The sequence below is a fragment of the Halomonas sp. SpR1 genome (genome assembly GCF_031010175.1).
GTDB lineage: Bacteria > Pseudomonadota > Gammaproteobacteria > Pseudomonadales > Halomonadaceae > Vreelandella.
Genome location: NZ_JAUAMB010000005.1, coordinates 172,695 through 195,958 on the forward strand (window position 1 = coordinate 172,695; position 23,264 = coordinate 195,958).

A 23,264-nucleotide genomic window follows, 5' to 3' on the forward strand; every position below is an offset into this window, starting at 1 on the left:
GCAGATGATTGCGCGGCATTATTTATCTCAGCTTAACGCATCCCAGCGTTAAACTCAGTGCGCTATTTTCCAACAATCCTCCAGCAACGATAGACCTTTGTCGCATTGACGGCTAAAGCGTGGCGGCCTAATTTCGACCGCAAATGTAACCGGTTACATTGCTTTTTTAAGAACGGTTTGACGAACAGCTTTAATAACGGTTTTAACAACGCTGTTAAGAACAGTTTCAATAACCGCGCATATAAACAGACGTAATATTTAAAACAGGAGCCTTCCTATGCCGCGACCCAAGCAGTCACGTATCCGCATCGGCATGATCGGCGGCGGGCAAGGGGCCTTTATTGGCCAGGTTCACCGCTTAGCCGCACGCCTTGATGACGCCTGCGAGCTAGTGTGTGGGGCCTTTAGCCGCTCGGTGGATAACAACCAACTGACCGGCGAAGCGTGCTACCTACCCGACGGGCGTATTTACGCCGACTGGCAGCAGCTACTGGCTAGTGAGCAGCAGTTTCCCGCAGAGGAGCGCATGCAGCTATTGGTGATCGCGACGCCTAATCACCTTCACGTACCCATCGCGGAGGCGGCAATGCAGGCAGGCTTTCACGTCTTCTGCGAAAAGCCGGCAGGGGTGTCGTTACGCGAAGCCCAACGCTTAGCAGAAAGCTGGCAAGCCAGCGGCTGCCTCTATGGTCTGGCGCATACCTACTTAGGCTACCCCATGGTCTGGCAAGCAAAGGAAATGGTCAGCGAGGGTCAAATAGGTAGGATCCGTAAAATTCATGTTGAGTACCCCCAGGGCTGGCTTGGCGAACGTTTAGAACAGCAGGGCAATAAGCAGGCCGCCTGGCGCACCGACCCTACGCTCGCGGGGATCAGCGGCTGCATGGCCGATATTGGCACCCACGCCTTCGGCCTCGCCGAGTTTATCTCTGGGCATCGTGTTACTGAGCTATGCGCCTCCCTTGCCAGTCACGCCGAAGGCCGCCAACTGGACGATGATGGCGATGTACTGCTGCGCACTGATCAAGGCGCCAGCGGCACCTTGGTAGCCAGCCAGGTCTGCAGCGGTGAGGAGAACGCACTCAAAATACGCATTTACGGCGACAAAGGGGCGCTGGAGTGGCACCAGATGGAACCCAACAGCCTGCTCTACCGCCCGTTTCAGGCACCCATGCGCACGCTCCGGGCGGGCATCGACCAGCCCGAACTTTTTCCCAACGCGATGCAGCGCCTGCGCCTACCCGGCGGCCACCCCGAAGGCTATCTGGAAGCACTCGGCAACCTCTACCGCGACTTTGCCCAGGCGATTCATCAGGGCAAGCAAGGCGACGTTGAGGGCGTTCCTGGCATGGCCTCCGGGCTACGCGGTATGGCGTTTATCGAAGCCGTCACCACCAGCGCCCAAAGCGAACAGAAATGGACGCCGCTGCCCGCCACTGACCTGCCAGGAGCTTAACCATGCCAACCACCCATAGCGGCATCCGTGGGCCGGCCATTTTCCTGGCCCAGTTTATCGGCGACGAAGCGCCTTTCGATAGCCTCGACGGCATAGCCCGCTGGGCGGCCGAACAGGGTTATCAAGCCATTCAGCTACCTACAACTGATGATCGTTTTATCGACTTACGCCGAGCCGCAGATAACCAAGCTTACTGCGATGAGCTAAACGCCCGCTGTGAAAAGGCTGGCGTTGTGATCAGCGAACTCTCCACCCACTTGCAGGGCCAGTTGGTCGCTGTGCATCCTGCCTGTGATGACTTATTCGATGATTTCGCGCCCGCCAAATTACACGGCAAGCCGCAGGAGCGCACCGAGTGGGCCATCGAACAGCTAATCCTTGCGGCTAAAGCCAGTCAACGGCTGGGCCTAACCGCCCATGCGACGTTTTCCGGGGCGCTGCTATGGCCCTTCGTTTATCCCTGGCCCCAGCGTCCCGAGGGGCTAGTCGAAGAAGGGTTTAATGAGCTGGCCCGGCGATGGCGGCCCATTCTGGATGCCTTTGACGAAGCAGGCGTTGATCTGTGCTTTGAAATCCACCCCGGCGAAGATCTGCACGACGGAGCCTCTTTCGAGCGCTTTCTGGCCGCAGTGGACAACCATCCACGGGCGAAAATTCTTTTTGATCCCAGCCACTTACTGCTCCAGCAGCTGGATTATCTCGATTTTATCGACCGCTACCATGAGCGCATCGGCATGTTCCACGTTAAAGACGCTGAGTTTAACCCCAATGGCCGCAGCGGTGTTTATGGCGGCTACCAAGGCTGGGTAGAACGCCCCGGCCGCTTTCGCTCATTAGGCGATGGACAGGTGGATTTCAGCGGGATTTTTAGCCGCTTAACGCAGTACGGGTTCGATGGCTGGGCGGTGCTTGAGTGGGAGTGCTGTATTAAGGACGCCGCCCAAGGCGCCGCAGAAGGCGCGGCTTTTATCAAGGCGCACCTGATTCAACCTGCCGGGCGCGCCTTTGACGACTTTGCCGGTGTTGCCGCCAGCCCTTCACGCAACCGCCGCATTCTCGGCCTTCCTCCACACCGTTAATTGACGGTTTTAAATCAAGGCAGCAATTACGACCACCGTCTCAACCACAACCACAACCACAACAAAGGATCACCTCATGGCTATGATACGCACACGACTCAGTATCATGATGTTTTTGCAGTTCTTTATCTGGGGCGGCTGGTTTGTCACCCTGGGCACCTTCCTGGCCAATAACCTTAGCGCCAGCGGTGGCCAAATTGGCATGGCCTTCTCTACCCAATCCTGGGGCGCCATCATCGCTCCCTTTATTATCGGCTTGATCGCTGACCGTTATTTTAACGCCGAACGCATCCTGGGTGTTTTGCACCTGGCAGGCGCAGCGCTAATGTACGGCCTCTATGTGGCCAGCGACTTCAGCACCTTTTACCCGCTGGTGCTGATGTACATGATTGTCTATATGCCCACCCTGGCGCTGGTGAACTCGGTCTCCTTCCGCCAAATGAGCGACCCTGGCCAGGAGTTCGCTAAAATCCGCGTGTGGGGAACCATTGGCTGGATTATCGCCGGTCTGGGTATCAGCTACTTATTCGCCTGGGACTCATCACAAGGTATTGCCGACGGTATGCTGCGTAACACCTTCCTGATGTGCGCCATCGCGTCATTAGCCCTTGGCCTTTACAGCTTTAGCCTGCCCGCGACACCGCCTAAAGCAGACGGCCCGGTGGGTATAAAAGAAGTGTTAGGGCTCGATGCGCTCGCGCTGTTAAAAGATCGCAACTACGCCATTTTCTTTATTGCCTCGATATTGATCTGCATTCCGTTGGCGTTTTACTACCAAAACGCTAACCCCTTCCTAGCCGAAATCGGCGTTACCAACCCAACCGGCAAAATGACCTTGGGGCAGGTATCGGAAGTGCTGTTTATGCTGCTGCTACCGGTGTTTATTCATCGCTTTGGTATCAAGAAAACCTTGTTGATCGGCATGTTGGCCTGGGCGCTGCGCTATGCGCTGTTTGCTTTCGGTAACGCTGACGAGATGGTGTTTATGCTCTTGATCGGCATTGCCCTGCACGGGGTGTGCTACGACTTCTTCTTCGTGACCGGACAGATTTACACCGATGCCCGCGCGGGGGAGAAATTCAAGAGCTCTGCCCAAGGCATGATCACACTGGCCACGTACGGGGTAGGCATGCTGATAGGTTTCTGGGTCGCGGGTCAGATTACCGACCACTTCTCCACCAACGGCGCCCACGACTGGCAGGGTATTTGGATGTTCCCAGCGGCATTTGCTATCGCAGTGCTGGTGCTGTTCTTCCTCACCTTTAAAGACGATAAAAGCGTAACGGCTAAGCCTGATCTTTAAGGGGAGAACACTAAATTAGCCGGGCGCTTTGGCAGCGCTTGGCTATCTCGTTGGTTTAATGCCTAGCGCTCACCTTCCAGTTCGTGCCATACACGCAGAATAATGATGACGCTCGTATGCACTGAATAGCGAATAACGTATTTACCAAAGACCATGTCATGAACGGAATCCGGTGCCATTTCAACCGGCGTTCCCATGTTGGGAAAGTCTGGCAGTAAGTCGATTTTGCCGACTAGCTCTGTAGCTATCCTGCCTGCTGCTGAAGGATTATGGATGGCGATAAACTCTCTAAGGCGCTTCAAATCTTCAATGGCTTCATCCGTGTAAACCAGTTTCACTTACCCGACCTCGGTGCATCCTGCTCGTTTTCGGTTCCCCAGCTATTGAGCCAACGATGAACCTCGCTGCTATCAACCACTTTCCCCTGTGCTGCAGACTCCATCGCCTCCAGCGTTTGCTTCCAACGCTCTTGCTCAAGCTGTTGCTTCTCGATGTATTCCGATAACGCCTGATTGATCACCCAGCCTTTGCTCCGGTGGAGCCTGCTCGCGATAGCTTCCAGATGCTGTTCAACGTCTGACTGAAGACGAACTGTAGTGACACCCATATCGATACCCTCACTTCCGACGACTACAATGTATTACAGCATAGTCAATGAGAGCGATACAAAAAAGCCCAGCCACTGATACTATCTAGCATCTCTAGCATCAGAAGACTGGGCTGGCTCGCTTAGGGTGCTTATAAACGCCTTGCTATAGCTCTCTTACCCATATATTGCGGAAGCTAACGTCCGCATCGTGATCCTGCAGGTAAATGGGCGCGCAGCCGTGGGCTTCATCGTAGTTGGGATCGCCGATCCACTCGGTGGTGCCTTGCACTTCAGCATGGTGCTGAACCACCACCCCATTATGCAAAACGGTGATGTAGGCAGGGCTTTCAAGAGCTCCCACATCATCAAAGCGTGGCGCGGTGTAGAGGATGTTATAGCTCTGCCACTCACCGGGCGGGCGCGATGCATTGACCAGCGGAATATGCTGCTTGTAGATGGATGCCGCTTGGCCGTTGGGATAAGTCGGGTTGTCGTAGGAGTCCAGCACCTGGACTTCATAGCGCTCCTGAAGGAAGACGCCGCTATTGCCCCGATATTGACCATCCATGCCTTCAAGATCCTTTGGTGAACGCCACTCCAGGTAGAGCTGCACATCGCAGAAATCCTGACGCGTGCGAATGCCTCCCGCGCCACGGTTCACCGTCATTGCGCCATCTTCCACATGCCACTCAGCCGGCCCGCCCTCTTCGCCTTCCCAGGCGTCTAAATCGGTGCCATCGAATAGCACGATTGCATCCGAGGGAGCGCCCGCCTCAGGCACTGAAACAACATTGGGCACAGGTTCCCACACTTCGGTTTTGGCAGATTGCTGTTCAGGTGTTAGCGCCTCTTGGGAGGCACCTTCCTGTGCCACACTGTCGAAGGCCCACAAACTGCCGCAGGCCAATAAGCAAAGCGTCGGGGCACAGAAACGCGGCTTGTGACCGTAAGTACGCTGATTATTCATCAATGCTCTCCGCTCCGTTAGGTTGCCCAGGCGGGCTCGCCGTTATAAGGCGCACAGCCGTCGTAGCTTCCCGGCACCGCTTCGTAGCGCAAGACTTCTGTCGCGCCGACTTCAGAAGTGAAAAAGCCGAATAGCGTTAGTTGCTTCATCATGGTGAAGTAGTGTGGAAGCGCTTCCTCGCTCTCCGCATGCTCCTGGGATGCAAGGGTTTCTGCGGTTTGATTTTGAGCGGTCTGGGTTTCTATCGTCAGTGCTTCAGCGGGGGTTGGCTGTTTGCGGGCTTGTTGCTCAGTGTGCGCCATCGCTTCCCGGTCTAATTCCGTTACCAGTTCTAAGCGCTGCTGATTGCTTAACGCCATAAAATCACGCTGATAGGACGCGCGGCTACGCGCCTCAAGCTGCGCTAAACCAAAATAAAACACTTCTCTTTCAGAGGGCGTGTAGCAGTCGCTAACAAACACGGCCATAAACTCCCCAACGCCTGCGCCCTTAGCGCCGGGAGTATCCGTTTTGGGCAGAATGGTTTCGGCCAGTTCGTCTAGGCGCTCTACATCCTGACTGCTAAAGGAGTGACCGGACCGGCCAGTATCGCTAAAGGCAAACAGGGACTTGCCTCCAATCATCGCTGTACCGGTCGTCAGCACGATCATTTTGAGTAGCTCGCGACGATTCATGCCAGATTCCCCCGCTTAAGCTCTTCCACAGCATAGTCGACCGCCCGTGCGGTAAGTGCCATGTAGGTTAAAGATGGATTCACGCAAGAGGATGACGTCATGCAGGCGCCATCGGTGACGAAGACATTGGGGGCATCCCACAGCTGATTGTGGCTATTGAGCACGGATGTTTTCGGGTCACGGCCCATCCGTGCAGTGCCCATTTCATGAATGCCCATACCCGGTGCGTAATCGCCTACTTCGCCTTTGACGTTTTTCACGCCAGCGGCCTCTAGTAAGTCGACCGCATCCTGAACCATGTCCCGACGCATATCGCGCTCGTTTTGCTTAAGTTCGACGTTGATCGACAGCACCGGCAGCCCCCACTTATCGCGAACGCTGTGATCCAGAGAAATACGGTTATCGTGGTCGGGCAGCATTTCGCCGAAGCCTGTCATGCCGATTGCCCAACCGCCTGGCTGGGTGAGTGCTTGCTTTAAATCCACGCCGATATTGAGCTCGGCAATTTCGCGATCCCAGCCCTGGCGGCTCGCCGCGCCTTGGTAACCAAAACCACGCACGTAGCTCCGCTGCTCATCGCCTACGTTGCGAAAACGCGGGATGTAAAAACCTGCGGGGCGACGTCCAAAGTAATATTTATCCAGATAACCTTCCACATCACCGCTGGCACCGCAGCGGAAGTGATGATCCATCACGTTGTGGCCCAGTTCACCGCTGCTACTGCCCAAGCCACCTTCCCAAACATCGGTGGCAGAGTTCATCAAAATCCAGGTGGTATTGAAGGTCGAGGCGTTCAGAAACACCACATCGGCGGTGTACTCGTGGGTTTCATGGGTTTCGGCATCAATCACCTCAACGCCTCGCGCCCGCTGGCGGTCTTTGTCATACACCACCTGGCTGACAATCGAGAAGGGCCGCAAGGTTAGATTACCGGTGGCTACCGCCGCAGGCAACGTGGCGGACTGGGTGCTGAAATAGGCGCCATAGGGGCAGCCCAACCAGCACTTATTGCGGTATTGGCAATTAACTCTATTCTGTTCCGGTTTTGGCTGGGTAATATTGGCCACCCGGCTATGGATAAGATGACGCTGGCCGCCAAAGACCTCTTCAATACGCTTGGCGGCATCTTTTTCCACACAGTTAAGCGGTATCGGCGGCAGAAACTCGCCATCGGGAAGGATATCCAGCCCCTCCTGGGTGCCCGCGATACCGGCAAAGCGCTCCACATAGTCGTACCACGGGGCAATATCTTCGTAGCGAATCGGCCAATCAATGGCAATGCCTTCACGCTGGTTGGCCTCAAAATCCATTGGGCTTAGCCGATAGCTTTGCCGCCCCCACAGCAGTGAGCGCCCGCCTACGTGGTAGCCACGGAACCAGTCGAAGCGCTTCTCTTCAACGTAGGGATTGGCCTGTTCGTCCGCCCACATGCCCATGGTGGCTTCGTTAAGGGGGTAGTCGCGTCTGAGCACCGGGTGCTTGGCGATCATCTCTTGGGTCGGCTCATTGCGGTGAGGATAATCCCACGCCTCTTTATGGGCATTGTGGTAATCCTTCACGTGCTCAATATTGCGCCCTCGCTCAAGCAGTAAAACCTTTAGCCCCTTCTCGGTTAGCTCTTTAGCAGCCCAACCGCCGCTAATGCCTGAGCCAACCACGATGGCATCGTAGTGATTATCTGGCATGGTCATCTTCCTTACTGTGTTGTTATTGGGATTTGATATTGGCGTCGAATCACACGTCGCAGAGCTGAATAGCCGCCTGCAGTGATTCTATTTTTGCCTGTTGGCTAGTCCGGTCAGGGAGAAATTCCTGGGCGATATAGCCCTTGAATCCGGTATCCCGAATGGCGCGACAGATCGCGGGATAGTTGAGCTCTTGGGTGCCATCTATTTCATGCCGCCCAGGTACGCCGGCCGTATGGTAATGGCCGAAAAACGGGTGGTTTTCGCGGATAGTGCGAATGACATCACCTTCACTAATCTGCATGTGATAGATGTCGTAGAGCAGCTTGAAGTTGGGTGAATCGAGGCGGCGGCAAAGCTCAATGCCCCAGGCAGAGTTGTCGCACAGGTAATCGGGGTGGTCGATTTTGCTGTTGAACAGCTCCATTTGCAGCACCACGCCCTTTGACTCCGCATGGGCGATCACCTGTTTTAAGCCTGTTTCGGCATTGTCCAAACCTTGCTCGGGGTTCATGCCCCGGGCATTACCGCTAAAGCAGATTAAATTGGTGTAGCCCGCTTGGCTGACTAGATCGATATGGTTGCGATAGCGATCAATTAGCTCCGCATGAAAGCGGGTATCGCCCCAGCCATCTTCAAGACTCAGCTCGGCGCCATTGCACATGGAAGAGTCGAGCCCATAGCGCTGAAGCACAGGCCACTCCTCGGGGCCCACCAGATCAATCGCCTTAATACCCAACTCAGTTGATAGTTGGCACAGCGCTTCCAGAGAAAGAAAATCGAATGTCCAGCGGGCGACTGAATGCTGGATATTGCCCTTTAAAGCCCACTGATCTGGCGTGTCGTCAGCCCGGGCTTGAGACCCAAGATGCGGTAGTGCAGCCAGGCCGATAACGCCTGTAACGGAGTGGCGCAGCAGGCTGCGCCGGTCAATAAGGTAGCGCTTCATAAAGCATCCTCGCGTTTGTCATCTAAATGAGATGGCCTATGCGTGCCTTACTTTTCTCGAAGCGCTGCCAATTTCTCTGCTAAGAAACTATTTCCTTCGGTAATCACCGCTTCAGCGTCTAGCGGCATATCGTGTTCAATGATGTACCACTCCACATCAGTGGCTTCGATAGCAGGTAGTATCGCGTCCCAATCCAGCACACCTTTGCCGAGCGTGGCGAACCCACCCTCATCTTCAGCGGTACCTTCTGGCGCGTTATCCTTGGCATGTACGGCAAACAGTTGCCCATCAAAACGCGTTACGTACTCGACCGGGTCAAACCCGCCCCGCGCTACCCAGGCGATATCTAATTCCGCCAACAGGTCAGATCCGGCCGCATCAAACAGATGCTCCAAGGCGGTTTTACCGTCATACACTTCCATCTCGAAATCATGGTTGTGATACGCCAACCGGAAACCTTCGGCATTTAGTTCAGCGGCAATCTCACCTAACTCTTCACCCAACGCCTGCCAGCCTTCTGCATCACTAGGGCGTGCGTCCTCGGCTAAATAAGGCATCGTTAAGGTGTCGTTGCCCACCGCCTGATTAAAGGCCACCGTTTCATCTAAACGATTGCGCAGGTCGTCTAACTGCACATGACTTGAGATCACTTCGAGGGCGTGCTCTTCTAACAGCGCATTGAGTTCTTCGGCCGTCACCTGCTGGGTGCCCACGGTTTCAATCGCCGAAATGCCCGTCCTGTTCACGGCGGCTAGCTGCTCCTCCAAACTGCCAAAATCACGCAGCGTGTACATTTGAACGGCGATGGGTAACTCGGCTGAATTGCCTTGCGCTTGGGCAAAGCCAGGTGCACTTAGCGCTGACAGCGCCACAGCACTGGCAGCCAATAGAGCATGTGAACTCATGCGTTTTAAGCGTCGCGGGGTATCCATATCCACCTCGTTGTTGTTGAATTGTTATAGGTTGTGAAAGCGCCGATGCAAAAATGTAATCGGTTACATTTTTTTAGAACATCTCTATTAAATGTGCAAGTCAGCAGCCTTTTTTACCGTTTTAAAGATGTCAAAAAGGAACTAATACACACATAAATCAATTCACAACCAATTGGTTATAAACAACATATGGACTATTAAAGAAAAACCTCATACTTTGGTATCAAACAGTAGCGGCGCTTAACAGCAACTCATTTCACTATTATTTTTGCCATCAGCCAAACTGGTACAATGGCTATCGTTTCCCTCTACCAACGGACAACAAAGTGCCACTACGCGATTTCCTGCTCGGCCTGTTTGTGATCGCCATTTGGGCGCTGAATATCATTGTGATCAAGGTCGGCGTGGCAGAGCTACCGCCACTATTGATGACCACGCTGCGCTTTATGTTAGTGGCGGCGCTGCTGGTGCCTTTCTACCCAGTGGCGCGGGTACAGCTGCCCTTTTTGCTGCTGCTCTCAGTGACGTTTGGCAGCCTGCACTTTGCTCTGCTGTTTATTGGCCTGGAGCACGCAGAGGCTGGTACGGGGGCACTGTTAGTGCAGATGGGAACGCCCTTTGCCACGCTGTTGGCCGTGATCTTTCTAAAAGAGAAGCTAGGCCCCAAACGCATTGTCGGGCTACTGCTCTCTTTTGCCGGTGTGGTCGTGCTGGCCGGTGGGCCAACGCTGCCCTCTCCGTTGCCACTGGCGATCCTGTTGTGCAGCGCCATGGGCTGGGCGGTGTCGCAACTGTTAATCAAGCGCGGCCCGCCCATTGCGCCGATGGCGCTGGCGGGCTGGGTGGCACTGTTCGCGGTGCCCCAGGTAGCGCTAGGCTCATGGCTGTTTGAGAGCGGGCAGTGGCAGGCGATGCGAGAAGCAAGCTGGTTAGGCTGGGGGGCGATGATTTACACCGCCGTGATGTCGTCGATTGTCGCCTACGGGATTTGGTACGCGCTGTTGCGCCGCCACCCGGTTAATCGCGTGGTACCCATGACGCTACTCGTCCCGGTGTTGGCGGTCGGCCTAGGCGCGCTGTTAATGGGCGACAGCCTAGGCGTGCATAAGCTAGCAGGGGGCGGCTTAGTGGTCGCGGGTATTGCCCTGATTGTAATCAGATTTCGCCGTCGCCCGGCTTAGTCTGCGGGTTGGCAAAAGCCAGCTTCGTCAGGAATGGAAACACAGTCCCCTACTTTGATACCGCGCTCGGCAAAGTAACCGCCATTAACCTCTAGCGCTGAGTGGTAAGCTGCACCCGCCGGGTAAGAGGGACAGTCACTCGGCGACGAGGATTCGCAAGGCTGCATGGTATTAATTGCCACGATCCGCCCATCGCTATCGATAAAAGCAATATCCAGGGGAATCAGCGTGCGATACATCCAAAAGGCATTGTTAGCGGACTGCTCGCTCTCAAAGCGAAACAGCATACCGCGCTCTTCAGGCAAGCTCTCGCGCCCCATCAAGCCGCGCTGACGCTGAGACATCGTCTCTGCCACTTCGACATCTAAACGGTGCGGGCCGTCGGCGCCGTGAATCGCCAGCGACAACGTCTGCATCGCTTTAGTAGAGGCCTGCCCCCAGGCAAATGAACCAAGTAGCGACATCGGCAGCAGCGCCGTCAGTGGTAACAGTAAAGACGCCTTAAGCAGCGTGCGACGCTTGGGATCCATGCTTACTTCCTTTTGTCATGCGCATCTGCGCTTAATCGGTGGCCTGGCAAAAGGTGAATGCCTTCGGCCAATAGCGAAACGTTCACCACTGCGCCCCGGGTTAACTGGTTGCGCCGTGCGGCATGGGTGGCGATATCGAAACGTAACATATCGCCATGATCGACGCGCAATGAAACTGACGTAATGCCGCCCAATACCACCAACTCACTGACCGTGGCCGTGGCCGGGTTTTCCCGTTCACCCTGGGAAGGACGGTCACGGCGGTGAAGCACAATATCTGACGGGGGCAAATACCAGGCCACCGTTTCACCTGGTGACAGGTAGGCAAGTCGCTCGGCCACTTCTAAGTAAGTCTCCCCCCACTTCAGCCGCCGCTGTCCTTCTACGTCAACGACGAGGCCTTCAAACAGATTATGCCTGTCTAATAAGCGAGCTATCAGCGGCGATGCGGGGCGTCTAAACAGCGCTTCAGGAGCGGCCTGCTGAAGGCTTGTGCCGTTATGTAGTACGCAGATTTGGTCGGCCAGCGCGGCGGCCTCTTCCAGATCGTGAGTCACCAGTACAATGGGGATGTCGATCTGCTCGCGTAGCAGCGCTAACTCGCGCTGTAACCGCCGCCGGGTAACTTGATCCACCGCCGAAAAAGGCTCATCAAGCAGCAGCACTTTGGGATCGCGGGCCAAGGCGCGCGCCAGCGCTACCCGCTGGCGCTGGCCACCGGAAAGTGCATTCGGATAGCGTTCACCCAGCCCGTCCAAGCGCACCTTGGCTAGCCACTGCTCGGCCTGTTCACGGCGCTGAGGTTGGGGCAAGTGGCGCAGGGGGAGCTGAATATTTTGCGAAGCGGTTAGGTGCGGAAACAGCGCATAGTCCTGAAACACTATACCGACCTGTCTACGTTGGGGCGAGAGTGAATGCTTACCTTCGGCGTCAAACCAAACGTCTCCAGCGCACTCCACCCGCCCAATCTGGGGGCGATATAGCCCGGCAATGGTACGCAACAGCGTGGTTTTTCCGCTGCCAGATGGCCCTACCAGCGCCAGCAGTTCGCCAGGTTGGCAAACAAACTCGGCGGCCAGTGGAATCGGCCCCGTTTGATTGACCGCCACCCTTAGCCCTGGAAGCGGTTCTGCAACTGATCCAGCCATGCGCGAATCAGCCACGTACCCACCGCCTACGCCCAGCCAGCCCATAGACGAGCCCCAAGGTAATAAAGGACACCAACAGGAGCAGCGCCGACATTTGTGCAGCCCCCTGTTCGTCGAAGGCTTGGACGCGATCATAAATCGCAATGGCGAGGGTACGGGTTTCACCATCAATGGCGCCACCGACCATTAAAATCACCCCGAATTCCCCCAACGTATGGGCAAAAGTGAGCGCTGCCGCTGACATGATCCCTGGCCATACCAGCGGCAGCTCAATGCGCAGCAACGTTTGCCATGGGCTTAGCCCGCTGCACCAGGCCGCCTCGCGTAGATTGTGAGGAACATGCTCAAAGGCGCGCTGAATGGGCTGAATGGCAAACGGCAAATTGGCGATTAACGAGGCCAATAATATGCCTGTAAAGGTGAAGTTCAGCCCGCTACCTGTCATTGCTGCCCAAAACGAGCCCACTGGCGCGTCGCGGCCAAAGCTAAGCAGTAGATAAAAACCTAGCACGGTAGGCGGCAATACTAGCGGTAATGCTATGAGCGCTTCGCATAACCCTTTGCCACGAAAACGCGCATAAGCCAGAGAGCGACCTAGCCAAATGGCGACGGGCAGAAGGATAAGACAGGTGAACGCCGCTAGGCGTAAAGAGACCGAGAGCGCCGACCAATCCATTAGGAGTCATCCATTATTCGATGCTAAAACCATTATTCGGAGTTAAAACCATAGGTACGCAAAATGGATTGTCCCTCGTCCTCTTGCAACCACTGATAGAAGGCCGTGGCAATATCTCCAGCCTGATTGGTCAATACCATGCGTTGGCGCAGCGGGCTATGCCAATCCTCAGGGATGAGTACGTACTCACTTCGCTCACTTAAAGCGGGGGCAAGAGCCAAAGAATAAGCCACTAAGCCCCCACGCGCATCGTCAGAGAGGGCAAACTGCGCCGCCTGGGAGACGTTTTCACCCAATATCCGCAGCGGCTGGGTTTGCTCCCAAAGCCCGGCGTGCTCAAGCACCTGTTGCGCCGCCACGCCATAGGGCGCGTGGTCAGGATTGGCTAGGGCGATGCGTTGAGTGGCACCGTTGGCATGAGCCTCCAGCGCACTTTGCACCGCCGCCAGCGGCACATCTTCGCTGGGCAAGTTATCGTTCCCACTACGCTGCAGCCACACTAACCGGCCGATGGCGTAAATCACGCCCTCATCCTGGGTATAGCCCCCTTCATAAAGCGCTTGAACGTAGCGCTCATCAGCAGAGAGATAGAGCTCAAAGGGCGCGCCCTGGGCAATTTGGCGGCGAAAGTTGCCCGACGAACCAAAGTTGAGCCGCAGGGCGTAGCCGGTTTGCTGCTGAAACTGCTCAGCGGCTTCGGTCAGCGCAAACTGCAGATCAGAGGCCGCCGCCACGATAGGCGCCCCCGCTTGAGCGGGGGCGCCTATCAAAAGCAAGCAGGCTAACAGCAACCCATGCGCTAATTTAGCTTTTAGCATGCTCGTCAGTAATCTCCATTACCTTCATGGTATTGGTGCCGCCATGGGCATTCATATGGTCGCCGCGAGTAAGGATCACATGGTCGCCTGGTTTGGAGATGCCGGTCTTCACTAGCAGCTCCAAGGCACGGTCGTTTAGCTCGGTGGCGCTCATTTCGGAGGTATCAAACGGTAGCGAGACAACACCCCGGTAAAGCGCCATACGCCGCTGGGCGATAGGGTTATGCGCCAAGCCAACAATCGGCAGACCTGAACGAATGCGCGAAGCAATCAGCGGCGTATAACCCGATGAGGTCATACAGGCAATCGCGGTAATGCCAGTCATATGGTTGGCCGCGTACATGGCGGAGAGCGCAATGGTTTCGTCCGGGCGGGTAAAACCCTCATGAATGCGGTGGCCAGACTCCTGGGCGGTCTTTTCACGCTCAGCGCCCAGGCAAACACGCGACATGGCTTCTACGGTTTCCAGCGGGTAATCCCCCGCCGCGGTTTCCGCTGAGAGCATGACCGCATCACTGCCATCCAGCACCGCGTTGGCCACGTCAAACACTTCAGCGCGGGTGGGCAGCGGCGCCGAAATCATGCTCTCCATCATCTGCGTTGCGGTAATCACCGCGCGATTAAGCGAACGAGCGCGCTTGATCATGCGCTTTTGCACGCCAACCAGCTTGGCATCACCGATTTCGACGCCTAGATCCCCCCGCGCGACCATCACCGCCTCAGAGGCTTCGATAATGCCGTCCAGCGTGGCGTCATCGGCCACTGCCTCGGCGCGCTCCACCTTGGCGACCAGGCCGATCTCTTTACCTTCCTCGCCCAACAAGCGACGCGCTTCGAGCATATCTTCGGCATGGCGGGGGAAAGAAATGGCGAGATAGTCGACGCCGATTTCAACGGCGGTTTTGAGATCTTCTTTGTCTTTCTCGGTCAATGCCGGCGCAGAGAGCCCGCCGCCCTGCTTATTGATGCCTTTATGATTAGAGAGTTTGCCGCCCACCACCACTGTGGTGTGCACCTGCTGACCTTCAACGCGGGTCACGTCAAGCACCAAACGTCCATCGTCTAATAGTAGGCGGTCTCCCGCGGTGACATCTTGGGACAGCGTTTTATAATCACAGCCCACTTGGTGAATATCGCCCGCATCGCCATCCAGCGCCATGTCGAGAATAAACGGCTGGCCCTCTTTGAGTACCACGGCGCCATCTCTAAACCGTGCAATACGAATCTTGGGGCCCTGCAGATCACCCAAAACCGCGACGCTGCGGCCCAGCTTGGCGGCGATTTCACGTACTTCGGTTAACCGGCGGCGGTGATCATCGGCGATGCCATGGGAGAAATTAAGACGCACCACATCGACACCCGCCTTGAGCATGGCTTCCAATACGCCTTCCCGGTCGCTGGCAGGCCCAAGGGTGGCGACAATTTTGGTACGACGGATCGAAGAGAAGTGCAGTGCGTTCATAATATTCCAACCATGCGAATTAACGTGTAGTGACTTTACTTAGTAACCCTAGCTTATCAGTTTAATGCGCTCTATATGACAGCGGTGCAACGTATAGGGTTGGATTACGCTAATGTAACGGTAATCGTCAGGGGAAACTCATCACAGTTATTGCCATCGCCGCCTCGATCCACCACCAAAAACTCGCCTTCGCGCTCCAGCACCGATTGAATCGCGTGCCAGGTGCCTGCGCGGTAGTTCACCCCTTGGCGGCCGTCGGTGACAAAGGCACGCACCTCGTCAGGATTTATATGCTCCCCCGGCGGTGCCACCACCACAATAAAGCGCTCCTGGTGCAGCGGCATAAACGCCTGGCTGCCATAAGGATGGCGCTCTAGAAACGTTAGTTTCAGTGGCAACGTGACCGGCTGGCTTACGAAGATATTAATCAGCGTGCGGGCGTTTTCGCCCAGTGTTTCTACTTTCGCCAGATCATGATGGCGCTGGGTGCGCCCGGCGTTGATAGGAAACGATTCAGAGTTACGCGCATCAATTACATCGCCAAAAGGGGCAAACGCCTCTGCCGACAGCGGCCCGGCTTTTAGTTCAAGCATTGCAGTTCCTTAGCGAGACGATAGTTTAAGAGACGCATGGCGATTAACGTCTTTATACAACAAGTACCGAAACGGCCCAGGGCCAGCGGCGTAGCAGGCTTGAGGGCAGAAGGCGCGTAGCCACATAAAATCCCCAGCTTCCACTTCTACCCAATTTTGATTCAGGTGGTAAACCGCTTTGCCCTCAAGCACGTAAAGGCCATGCTCCATGACATGGGTTTCATCAAAAGGGATCACGCCGCCCGGCTGAAAGGTGACGATATTGACGTGCATATCGTGGCGAACATCCGCAGGGTCGACAAAGCGCGTGGTGGCCCAGCGCCCTTCGGTGCCCGGCATTTCAATAGGCGCAATATCCTGTTCGTTGGTAACAAACGCCTGCGGCACGTCTAGCCCTTCGACAAACTCATACGCCTTGCGCACCCAGTGGAAACGTACCGGCACATTAGATTCGTTACGCACCTGCCAATCACTGCCGGGGGGAATAAACGCATAGCCGCCGGGCAGCAAAGTGTGGCGCTCGCCTGACAAAGTAAGCGTTAACTCCCCCTCAACAATAAACAGCACGCCTTCGGCCTGGGAATCTGGCTCAGGCCTATCGCTGCCGCCCTGGGGCTGTACCTCCATAATGTACTGGGAGAACGTCTCGGCAAACCCCGACAGCGGACGCGCCAACACCCATAGCCGGGTGCCTTCCCAAAACGGCAGATTGCTGGTGACGATATCGCGCATGACGCCTTTAGGGATCAGCGCATAGGCTTCGGTAAATACCGCACGGTCGGCAGTAATTTGTGTTTGCGGCGGGTGCCCGCCGGTGGGGGCGTAGTAACTAGCCGAGCGACTATTTGTTGGCATTGTTTCTCCCTTTCTGATTGAGCATGGCGTGTTGACTGCTGTCTATCGTGACAGGTTTATGTATCCATCCTTGTATACGATATTCCTCAGGCTTTGTCTAAAAAGGCTTCAGTGTTCGCTAAAGCACTGCAGAAATAAACTGCTTCAGCTCTGGCGTTTGCGGATTGCTAAACAGTTCGCTGGGGGCGCCCTCTTCATGGATGCGCCCCTGGTGCATAAACACCACGCGGTCAGCAACATCGCGGGCGAAGCTCATCTCGTGGGTGACCAGAATCAGCGTCATACCCTCTTTTGCCAAGGCTTCCAGCACCCGCAGCACTTCCCCGACCAGCTCGGGGTCGAGCGCTGAAGTCACCTCATCGCAAAGCATCACTTTGGGCTGCATCGCCAGCGCCCTGGCGATCGCCACGCGCTGCTGCTGGCCGCCGGAGAGCTGGGCCGGGTAGGCATCGTATTTGTCCGAGAGGCCGACTTTCTCAAGCACTTCCCGAGCGATTTTCTCAACCTCAGCTTTCGCCTCACCGCGCACCACCCGTGGCGCTAAGCAGACGTTTTCACCCACGGTCTTATGCGGAAACAGGTTAAAGCTTTGAAACACCATACCCACGTTTTCGCTCAACTCTTTGGGCGACATTGACGCCGCATCCAGCTGCTTATCGGCGATGGTGATCTGGCCGCTGTCGTGTTTTTCCAGCTGATTCAGGCAGCGCAGTAGGGTACTTTTACCCGAACCGCTGCGACCAATAATCGCTACGACTTCGCCCTGTGTGACCGAAAGGTTAATGCCTTTAAGCACTTCCAGATCGCCAAAGGCTTTATGTACGTTATCAACGTAAACCAGCGTCATAGAGCTTTTTCTCCAGATAGCGCGCGTAGCAGGAAAGGGGGAAGCACAGCGCGAAGTAAAGCAGGGCCACAAGGGCAAAGATGGTGAAAGGTTCAAAGGTGGCGTTATTAAGCATGGTGCCCGCTTTGGTCAGCTCGACAAAGCCAATGATGGAGGCAAGCGCCGTGCCTTTAATGACCTGTACCGAAAAACCCACCGTGGGCGGTATCGACAGCCGCAGCGCCTGGGGCAAAATCACATGGCGCATAGTCTGGAAATAGTTCATCCCCAGCACTCGCGCTGCGTGCCACTGCCCTTTAGCCACCGCTTCCAAGCAGCCACGCCAGATGTCACACAGAAAGGCGCTGGTAAACAGAGTGAGCGCAATGGAGGCGGCCAGCCAGGCTGAAATCGGATGCCCCATGGCGGCGGCGCCAAAGAAGATCAGAAACAGCTGCATCAGCAGCGGCGTACCCTGGAAAAGATCCACATAGAGTGCCGTTAAGCGCTGCAGCCAGCGGGAGCTTGAAAGGCGCATAAAGGTCAACAGCAGCCCCACCGTCGCCCCGCCCACAAAGGCAATCAGCGACAGCACCACCGTCCAGCGAGCTGCCAGTAGCAGGTTGCGCAAAATATCCCAGAAGGTGAACTCAATCATCGTTGTTCTCCTTGCTGATAGGCGAATACGCGCTTGCCCACCAGCATAAAGCTGCGCCGCATACCAAAGGCGAGTAGCAAATAGACCAGCGTGATCAGCAGGTAGACTTCAAAGCTGCGGAAGTTGCGCGACTGGATAAAGTTAGCCGCGTAGGTCAGATCAAATACCGAAATCTGCGACACCACCGCCGACCCCAGCATCACAATGATCGACTGGCTGATCAGTGCGGGGTAAACCCGCGCAAAAGCGGGCACTAACACCACGTGGCGATAACTTTGCAGTGTGGTCATACCCAGCGCGCGCCCGGCTTCCAACTGCCCTTTCGCCGTAGCGCTGATTCCGGCGCGTAGAATCTCGGCGCTGTAAGCGGCCAGGTTGAGCGTCATGGCAATAAACGCGGCAGTAATGGCATCAATTTTGATACCCAGCCCCGGCAGGCCAAAGAAGATAAAGAACAGCTGCACAATAAAGGGCGTATTACGGATTACTTCAACGTAACCGCCCAGCCCCCAACGCACCCATGGCTGCGCGTTCACACGTAAATACGCTACCGCCACTGCCAGCGCCAATCCCGTTAAGGTGGTCACCACGGTCAAAATGACCGTGGTGGTAAGACCTTTCAGGAGTTCGCTGACATAGGGCAACAGGGTAAGAAAATCGAGTGTTGGCCCCATAATGAACCTCAGCTACCGAAGTTTTCAGGTAGGTCGGCGCTAAACCAACGCTGGGACATCTCATTCAAGGTGCCATCTTCTAGTCCCTGGGCGATCAGGCGATTCACCTCTTCCATCAAGGCAGGCTCATTTTTATTCATGCCCACGTAGCAAGGTGAATCTTTAAGCTGATACACCAAGGAGGGGGCACGGCTGCTATTACGCTCGGCGATCTCGGCGGCGACAACGTTACCGGTGGCCACATAATCGACCTGGCCAGACAGAAACGCGGAGATGGTAGTGGCGTTATCTTCAAAGCGCTGAACGGTGGTGGAGTCTGGGGCAATCTCAGAAAGCTCCATGTCTTCTACCGCACCGCGAGTAACACCGATGGTTTTATCGGCTAAGCCTTCCGGGCTATCCACGCTTTCATCTTGATCAGCGCTGAACACCCCTAAGAAGAACGGCGCGTAGGCATCTGAAAAGTCAATCGCCGCTTCGCGTTCCGGGTTCTTACCCAGGCTGGAGATCACCAAATCCGCTTGGCCGGTCTGTAAATAGGGAATCCGGTTGGCACTGGTAACCGGGATCAGTTCTAACTTAACGCCCATTTCGTCAGCAAGGTATTGGGCCATATCAATATCGTAGCCACGCGGCTGCAGGTCGGTACCTACCGAGCCAAAGGGCGGAAAATCCTGCGGCACGGCAATCCGAATGGTGCCGCGGGATTCGATATCCGCAAGGGCATCCGCATGAACGCTGGGGCTGGTGGCGAATGCCCCCAGTGCGACGGCGGCACTCAGCCCCGTGGCTAAAACGCTGGACTGCAGACACTTGAAGCGGCGGGTAAGGGAGTGACTGAAGCGGTGCGATAACGATTTCATAAAGCTCTCCTGGCAGACGCATGTTCTGCAAACTCTTGGTTTTGCTAGAAACAATTGGCTGGCTAATTATCAGTGGTGGTCTTGGCAATGGAAGCAAAGCGAATGAAAGTTTTGTTGCATAAAATCTAACAAAGAAACTTTCGTTTCACCTGATCACCAAGAGCAATTGCGATACCAGAAGTCACTAAGTTTTTTTATAACAGCCGCTTAGCGGGCACACGTAGCCGCAACGCAGTTGAAACCGCATCGGGAGAAGAGTTTGAATAAAAATAAGTGCAGCGTATTGGTGCAGCTTTAACCCATCAGGACGAAGAAATGCACCATATTAGGCGGCAAAGCCTACTGCGCATTCCAATCAACGCTCATGGTCGGCGCTTCCAGCTCACTAAGCTCGGCATAAATATCGCTAATCGCGCTGATCCGCTCGCGGCCTTCTGCAAGGCGCCGATGCAGTACGCCGTTGGCGAGCAGGCAGATCAGGCTATTAGCAGCGGCGTAGCTATCAAACGCCGAAAGGCTTTCCAGCGGCGCTTCCAATAACCAGGTGACTTGAGAGGCAAAATTTACCGCGGTGGGGTCGGCGATCAACGCCACCTTGGCAGGCGTTCGCTCAAGGGCAGTTATCAACGCAGAAAACGCCGCTGGGCGGCGGCGAAAGCCAAACAGCACCACCACATCCTGCTCGGTTAGATCGACAATCTCTTCGGCTAACGACTGGTTTGGGTGGGGAACCACCCGCACCTGGGTGCGCGCCTGAATCAACTGCTGGCGAAAATGCAGCGCTAACGGGTAGCTGTTACGAAACCCAATCACGACCACATGACGCGCGCTATCCAGGCGCTCTACCAAGGCGGCAAACTGATCTGCGGCAATACCGTTTAAGCAGCGCTGCAGGTTCTCCTGCTCGCGCTGTAAATGGCGCTGAAACGGCGCGCCCGCCTCATCCTGCATGGCGTTGGCATCGATCACCAACGGCACCCCCAGGTTGCGCAGTTGGCGGGCGTGGTCTTTAACCGTGCGGTAGCTCTCAAACCCCAGCCGCTTGAACAGACGGCTGACTGTCGATTTGGAGACCCCGGTCAAACGCGCTAGATCGGCGGCGCTGTACACCGCCAGATCATCAAAGTGATCGAGGATAAAGCTCGCCACCCGCTGTTCCTGGGCACTTAGCGCGTCAAACTGGGCGGTAATACGCTGTCCGATATGCGGCGTCATAACATCCTATTGAGCTGCTTAATTTAGCGGGTTGATGGCGGGTGGTGCTCCGCCCAGTGGCGGGCGATATCAACCCGCCGGGCCACCCACACCCGGTCGTGGGTTTCGATATAATCCAAAAAGCGCTGCAGGGCGCGAAAACGCCCTGGGCGCCCCAAAAGACGACAGTGCATGCCCACCGAGAGCATTTTGGGCGCCTCCTCCCCTTCTGCGTAAAGTACATCAAAGGCATCGCGCAGATAGGTAAAGAAGTGATCCGCCGTGTTAAAACCTTGCGGCGCGGCAAAGCGCATATCATTGCTGTCTAATGTATAAGGCACAATCAAATGATTATGCTCACTGCCCTGACTATCCGTTACCTGCGTCCAGAAAGGCAAGTCGTCGCCATAATAATCGCTATCGTAAAGAAAGCCGCCCTCATCCAGCACTAAACGCCGGGTATTGGGGCTGTCGCGGCCGGTATACCAGCCTTGAGGTTTTTCGCCGTAGAGCCGCTGAAAAATCTCCATGGCCTGCTGAAGGTGCTGCCGCTCAACATGCTCGGAGACTTCCTGATAGTGAATCCAGCGGTAGCCGTGGCAGGCGATCTCGTGGCCGAGCTCTTTAAACGCCATGGCAACATCCGGGTTGCGTTCCAGCGCCATGGCCACGCCAAACACCGTGAGCGGCAAATCGCGCTTCTCGAATTCGCGCAGAATGCGCCATACCCCCGCGCGGGAGCCGTATTCGTAGATCGACTCCATGCTCAAGTGGCGGTCGGGATAAGCCGGTGCGCCAATAATTTCCGATAGAAACTGCTCGGAGCCCGAGTCGCCATGCAGCACGCAGTTCTCGCCGCCCTCCTCGTAGTTGAGTACGAACTGAACGGCAATTTTGGCCTTGCCTGGCCAATTGGCGTGGGGCGGGTTGCGCCCGTAACCGATTAAGTCGCGTGGGTAGTGGCCCTTAGAGGATGACGACATAGCTAGCTCCCTTTACGTCTATTTCCAGTATGCCTATTCCCGTATGCCTATTTCCGGCTCGTCACTGGCGAATAAGCAGCCCAGCGATACATAAAATCATTTGTATACAAAATAGCGAGATTAATAACGAACCGCAACGCGGCCAGACGCTAATCCCCTGACACTCATAGCGTTTTTTAGTTTAAATGCCGTTAAGTCGTTGAATCCTGAACGATTGGTCAAACTTTTATAGCGACATTTTTATCGTCTATTCACGCCCAGAGGCTTGCGCAAGGTTAGAAACCGCCCTATTTTTGTATACAAGAAAATTTATATTGTTTACATACGGATTTCTTAACGTGCATATACGCCTTATTAACCCGAACACCACGGCTTCCATGACCGCTGCGATGGGTCAGGCAGCGCAGCAGCAGGCGGCCGCGGGAACAACCGTTAGCGCCTCACAGCCTGACGCGGGCCCGGTTTCCATTGAAAGCCATTTTGACGAAGCGATCAGCGCGGTGGGGGTTGCCGAAGAGGTGCTTAAAGGCGAACGCGAGGGCGGCATTGATGCTTATATAGTGGCCTGTTTCGGTGATCCAGGCCTGCTTGCTGCCCGCGAACTCACCCGCGCACCGGTGATTGGCATTGCCGAAGCGGCCTTTCATCTTGCCACCCTGATAAGCACCCGCTTTTCTATTGTGACCACCTTGGGTCGCACCGGCATTATCGCCGAACACTTGCTTCAGCAGTACGGCTTTAGCCACCACTGCCGCCGCATTCGCGCTGCGGAAATTCCGGTGCTGGATCTCGAGCACCACCCTGAAGCGGCGTTTACCCGCATTGTTGAAGAGTGCTGCCGCGCCCGGGATGAGGACGGTATCGGCGCCATCGTTTTAGGCTGCGGCGGCATGGCGAATTTGACCCAGGAGATTAGCCGCGATGTCGGCCTGCCAGTCATAGAAGGTGTCACCGCGGCGCTCAAACTGGCGGAATCATTGGTCAGTTTAGGGCTGCATACCAGCAAGCACGGTGATCTTGACTACCCCCGGCCAAAAACCTTTATCGGTAAGTTTTCCGGGCTTTCTGATCTTGCGCTACCGCTTAAGTCATAAAGCCTAAAAACAGTGTCTCTAAAAAGCATGTCCAAAAAAGCATGACTCGAAAAAACATTTAATAACAATATATTA

25 protein-coding genes are annotated in these 23,264 nt (G+C 55.5%); 5 read left to right on the top strand and 20 right to left on the bottom strand.

The window, feature by feature from the left end:
• The first annotated feature begins 277 nt into the window (after positions 1–277).
• From QT231_RS06065 to QT231_RS06075, 3 genes are all read left to right on the top strand, one after another.
• Positions 278–1,456 (top strand): Gfo/Idh/MocA family oxidoreductase, encoded by a 1,179-nt coding sequence (locus tag QT231_RS06065; RefSeq protein ID WP_308336024.1) that lies wholly within the window; start codon positions 278–280, stop codon positions 1,454–1,456.
• Between the two features lie 2 nt (positions 1,457–1,458).
• On the top strand, positions 1,459–2,535 hold the full coding sequence (locus tag QT231_RS06070) for a sugar phosphate isomerase/epimerase family protein (protein WP_308336025.1): 1,077 nt from the start codon (positions 1,459–1,461) through the stop codon (positions 2,533–2,535).
• Between the two features lie 76 nt (positions 2,536–2,611).
• Complete coding sequence (locus QT231_RS06075) at positions 2,612–3,838, top strand: nucleoside permease (protein WP_308336026.1); 1,227 nt, start codon at positions 2,612–2,614, stop codon at positions 3,836–3,838.
• 62 nt (positions 3,839–3,900) lie between these two features.
• On the opposite strand, the gene QT231_RS06080 is transcribed toward QT231_RS06075, so the two are convergent.
• From QT231_RS06080 to QT231_RS06110, 7 genes are all read right to left on the bottom strand, one after another.
• Positions 3,901–4,176 (bottom strand): type II toxin-antitoxin system RelE/ParE family toxin, encoded by a 276-nt coding sequence (locus QT231_RS06080; RefSeq protein ID WP_215092148.1) that lies wholly within the window; start codon positions 4,174–4,176, stop codon positions 3,901–3,903.
• Entirely contained in the window at positions 4,173–4,445 is a 273-nt protein-coding gene (locus tag QT231_RS06085) for a ribbon-helix-helix protein, CopG family (RefSeq protein WP_308336027.1), read from the bottom strand. Before QT231_RS06085 ends, QT231_RS06080 begins: the two co-directional genes overlap by 4 nt.
• 145 nt (positions 4,446–4,590) lie before the next feature.
• The gene (locus QT231_RS06090; protein WP_308336028.1) at positions 4,591–5,394 is read right to left on the bottom strand and encodes a DUF1080 domain-containing protein; all 804 of its coding nucleotides are present in this window, start codon (positions 5,392–5,394) and stop codon (positions 4,591–4,593) included.
• 17 nt (positions 5,395–5,411) lie between these two features.
• Positions 5,412–6,068: a gluconate 2-dehydrogenase subunit 3 family protein gene (locus QT231_RS06095; RefSeq protein ID WP_308336029.1), complete on the bottom strand. Its 657-nt coding sequence runs from the start codon at positions 6,066–6,068 to the stop codon at positions 5,412–5,414.
• Entirely contained in the window at positions 6,065–7,753 is a 1,689-nt protein-coding gene (locus tag QT231_RS06100) for a GMC family oxidoreductase (RefSeq protein ID WP_308336030.1), read from the bottom strand. The genes QT231_RS06095 and QT231_RS06100 overlap by 4 nt, the downstream gene beginning before the upstream one ends.
• A 49-nt stretch (positions 7,754–7,802) precedes the next feature.
• Positions 7,803–8,702 (bottom strand): TIM barrel protein, encoded by a 900-nt coding sequence (locus QT231_RS06105; RefSeq protein WP_308336031.1) that lies wholly within the window; start codon positions 8,700–8,702, stop codon positions 7,803–7,805.
• A 47-nt stretch (positions 8,703–8,749) separates the two neighbouring features.
• The gene (locus tag QT231_RS06110; protein WP_308336032.1) at positions 8,750–9,634 is read right to left on the bottom strand and encodes a sugar phosphate isomerase/epimerase; all 885 of its coding nucleotides are present in this window, start codon (positions 9,632–9,634) and stop codon (positions 8,750–8,752) included.
• 326 nt (positions 9,635–9,960) lie between these two features.
• Between QT231_RS06110 and QT231_RS06115 the strand changes: the two genes are divergently transcribed.
• Positions 9,961–10,815 (top strand): EamA family transporter, encoded by an 855-nt coding sequence (locus QT231_RS06115; RefSeq protein ID WP_308336033.1) that lies wholly within the window; start codon positions 9,961–9,963, stop codon positions 10,813–10,815.
• On the opposite strand, the gene QT231_RS06120 is transcribed toward QT231_RS06115, so the two are convergent.
• From QT231_RS06120 to puuE, 13 genes are all read right to left on the bottom strand, one after another.
• Positions 10,812–11,345: a DUF192 domain-containing protein gene (locus tag QT231_RS06120; RefSeq protein ID WP_308336034.1), complete on the bottom strand. Its 534-nt coding sequence runs from the start codon at positions 11,343–11,345 to the stop codon at positions 10,812–10,814. The genes QT231_RS06115 and QT231_RS06120 overlap by 4 nt on opposite strands.
• A gap of 2 nt (positions 11,346–11,347) precedes the next feature.
• Positions 11,348–12,508, bottom strand: a complete 1,161-nt coding sequence (locus QT231_RS06125; protein ID WP_308336035.1) for an ABC transporter ATP-binding protein — start codon at positions 12,506–12,508, stop codon at positions 11,348–11,350.
• Entirely contained in the window at positions 12,501–13,169 is a 669-nt protein-coding gene (gene modB / locus QT231_RS06130; RefSeq protein WP_308336036.1) for a molybdate ABC transporter permease subunit, read from the bottom strand. The genes QT231_RS06125 and modB overlap by 8 nt, the downstream gene beginning before the upstream one ends.
• 32 nt (positions 13,170–13,201) lie before the next feature.
• Positions 13,202–13,987, bottom strand: a complete 786-nt coding sequence (gene modA / locus QT231_RS06135; RefSeq protein ID WP_308336037.1) for a molybdate ABC transporter substrate-binding protein — start codon at positions 13,985–13,987, stop codon at positions 13,202–13,204.
• A complete protein-coding gene (gene pyk / locus QT231_RS06140; protein ID WP_308336038.1) occupies positions 13,974–15,449 on the bottom strand; it encodes a pyruvate kinase in 1,476 nt (491 codons plus the stop codon). The genes modA and pyk overlap by 14 nt, the downstream gene beginning before the upstream one ends.
• Before the next feature lie 104 nt (positions 15,450–15,553).
• Complete coding sequence (locus tag QT231_RS06145) at positions 15,554–16,042, bottom strand: ureidoglycolate lyase (RefSeq protein WP_308336039.1); 489 nt, start codon at positions 16,040–16,042, stop codon at positions 15,554–15,556.
• A 9-nt stretch (positions 16,043–16,051) separates the two neighbouring features.
• Positions 16,052–16,897, bottom strand: coding sequence for a bifunctional allantoicase/(S)-ureidoglycine aminohydrolase (locus QT231_RS06150; protein WP_308336040.1), 846 nt, complete (start codon positions 16,895–16,897; stop codon positions 16,052–16,054).
• Positions 16,898–17,015: 118 nt separating this feature from the next.
• Complete coding sequence (locus QT231_RS06155) at positions 17,016–17,744, bottom strand: amino acid ABC transporter ATP-binding protein (protein ID WP_308336041.1); 729 nt, start codon at positions 17,742–17,744, stop codon at positions 17,016–17,018.
• Positions 17,725–18,381 carry an amino acid ABC transporter permease gene (locus QT231_RS06160; protein ID WP_308336042.1) on the bottom strand — a complete coding sequence of 219 codons (657 nt, stop codon included), beginning with the start codon at positions 18,379–18,381 and terminating at the stop codon, positions 17,725–17,727. The genes QT231_RS06155 and QT231_RS06160 overlap by 20 nt, the downstream gene beginning before the upstream one ends.
• The gene (locus QT231_RS06165) at positions 18,378–19,055 is read right to left on the bottom strand and encodes an amino acid ABC transporter permease (protein ID WP_215092179.1); all 678 of its coding nucleotides are present in this window, start codon (positions 19,053–19,055) and stop codon (positions 18,378–18,380) included. The genes QT231_RS06160 and QT231_RS06165 overlap by 4 nt, the downstream gene beginning before the upstream one ends.
• 8 nt (positions 19,056–19,063) lie before the next feature.
• Positions 19,064–19,918 carry a transporter substrate-binding domain-containing protein gene (locus tag QT231_RS06170; RefSeq protein WP_308336043.1) on the bottom strand — a complete coding sequence of 285 codons (855 nt, stop codon included), beginning with the start codon at positions 19,916–19,918 and terminating at the stop codon, positions 19,064–19,066.
• A gap of 339 nt (positions 19,919–20,257) precedes the next feature.
• A complete protein-coding gene (locus QT231_RS06175) occupies positions 20,258–21,133 on the bottom strand; it encodes a MurR/RpiR family transcriptional regulator (RefSeq protein WP_308336044.1) in 876 nt (291 codons plus the stop codon).
• 23 nt (positions 21,134–21,156) lie between these two features.
• The gene (puuE, locus tag QT231_RS06180) at positions 21,157–22,095 is read right to left on the bottom strand and encodes an allantoinase PuuE (protein WP_308336045.1); all 939 of its coding nucleotides are present in this window, start codon (positions 22,093–22,095) and stop codon (positions 21,157–21,159) included.
• A gap of 338 nt (positions 22,096–22,433) precedes the next feature.
• On the opposite strand from puuE, the gene QT231_RS06185 reads away from it, so the two are divergent.
• Positions 22,434–23,189, top strand: a complete 756-nt coding sequence (locus tag QT231_RS06185) for an aspartate/glutamate racemase family protein (RefSeq protein WP_308336046.1) — start codon at positions 22,434–22,436, stop codon at positions 23,187–23,189.
• The last annotated feature ends 75 nt before the right edge of the window (positions 23,190–23,264 follow it).

Coding starts and splice junctions, on each gene's coding strand:
- QT231_RS06065 (WP_308336024.1), top strand. CDS start 278: ATGCCGCGACCCAAGCAGTCACGTATCCGCATCGGCATGATCGGCGGC.
- QT231_RS06070 (WP_308336025.1), top strand. CDS start 1,459: ATGCCAACCACCCATAGCGGCATCCGTGGGCCGGCCATTTTCCTGGCC.
- QT231_RS06075 (WP_308336026.1), top strand. CDS start 2,612: ATGGCTATGATACGCACACGACTCAGTATCATGATGTTTTTGCAGTTC.
- QT231_RS06085 (WP_308336027.1), bottom strand. CDS start 4,445: ATGGGTGTCACTACAGTTCGTCTTCAGTCAGACGTTGAACAGCATCTG.
- QT231_RS06090 (WP_308336028.1), bottom strand. CDS start 5,394: ATGAATAATCAGCGTACTTACGGTCACAAGCCGCGTTTCTGTGCCCCG.
- QT231_RS06095 (WP_308336029.1), bottom strand. CDS start 6,068: ATGAATCGTCGCGAGCTACTCAAAATGATCGTGCTGACGACCGGTACA.
- QT231_RS06100 (WP_308336030.1), bottom strand. CDS start 7,753: ATGCCAGATAATCACTACGATGCCATCGTGGTTGGCTCAGGCATTAGC.
- QT231_RS06105 (WP_308336031.1), bottom strand. CDS start 8,702: ATGAAGCGCTACCTTATTGACCGGCGCAGCCTGCTGCGCCACTCCGTT.
- QT231_RS06110 (WP_308336032.1), bottom strand. CDS start 9,634: ATGGATACCCCGCGACGCTTAAAACGCATGAGTTCACATGCTCTATTG.
- QT231_RS06120 (WP_308336034.1), bottom strand. CDS start 11,345: ATGGATCCCAAGCGTCGCACGCTGCTTAAGGCGTCTTTACTGTTACCA.
- modB (WP_308336036.1), bottom strand. CDS start 13,169: ATGGATTGGTCGGCGCTCTCGGTCTCTTTACGCCTAGCGGCGTTCACC.
- modA (WP_308336037.1), bottom strand. CDS start 13,987: ATGCTAAAAGCTAAATTAGCGCATGGGTTGCTGTTAGCCTGCTTGCTT.
- pyk (WP_308336038.1), bottom strand. CDS start 15,449: ATGAACGCACTGCACTTCTCTTCGATCCGTCGTACCAAAATTGTCGCC.
- QT231_RS06145 (WP_308336039.1), bottom strand. CDS start 16,042: ATGCTTGAACTAAAAGCCGGGCCGCTGTCGGCAGAGGCGTTTGCCCCT.
- QT231_RS06150 (WP_308336040.1), bottom strand. CDS start 16,897: ATGCCAACAAATAGTCGCTCGGCTAGTTACTACGCCCCCACCGGCGGG.
- QT231_RS06155 (WP_308336041.1), bottom strand. CDS start 17,744: ATGACGCTGGTTTACGTTGATAACGTACATAAAGCCTTTGGCGATCTG.
- QT231_RS06160 (WP_308336042.1), bottom strand. CDS start 18,381: ATGATTGAGTTCACCTTCTGGGATATTTTGCGCAACCTGCTACTGGCA.
- QT231_RS06165 (WP_215092179.1), bottom strand. CDS start 19,055: ATGGGGCCAACACTCGATTTTCTTACCCTGTTGCCCTATGTCAGCGAA.
- QT231_RS06170 (WP_308336043.1), bottom strand. CDS start 19,918: ATGAAATCGTTATCGCACCGCTTCAGTCACTCCCTTACCCGCCGCTTC.
- QT231_RS06175 (WP_308336044.1), bottom strand. CDS start 21,133: ATGACGCCGCATATCGGACAGCGTATTACCGCCCAGTTTGACGCGCTA.
- puuE (WP_308336045.1), bottom strand. CDS start 22,095: ATGTCGTCATCCTCTAAGGGCCACTACCCACGCGACTTAATCGGTTAC.